The following is a 304-nucleotide window of genomic DNA, read 5'->3' as shown; positions in this document are numbered from 1 at the left end:
ATCGGTGCTTCTTCTACAACTCGTTGTTCTTCTGCAATCGGTGCTTCTTCTACAACTCGTTGTTCTTCCGCAATTAAAACATCCGCAAAACTTTGAACATCTTTCTTCGTTTGTTCTTCAGCCTCAGCAACATGTATGAATTCATTCTTTTGTTCAATTGCTTCATCTAACAATATTTCTTGCTGCGCTTCCTCAAATGCTACAGGTTCCGCTTCTTCTTGCTCTTCTGCTTCTGTAATTACTTCCACTTCTTCTAACTCTTCTGTTTCTGCAATTACTTCTTCTGACTCTTCTGCTTCCGCAA

The 304-nt window shown here is 39.8% G+C and carries 1 protein-coding gene; it reads right to left on the bottom strand.

The window, feature by feature from the left end:
- On the bottom strand, positions 1 to 304 hold a 304-nt coding region (locus BAQ44_RS08310; RefSeq protein ID WP_131801849.1), incomplete at both ends, for a hypothetical protein.

Origin of the sequence: Bacillus mobilis (assembly GCF_001884045.1) — a bacterium.
In the GTDB taxonomy this organism is placed as follows: Bacteria; Bacillota; Bacilli; order Bacillales; family Bacillaceae_G; genus Bacillus_A; species Bacillus_A mobilis.
This window is presented reverse-complemented; position numbering and strand designations above follow the sequence as displayed.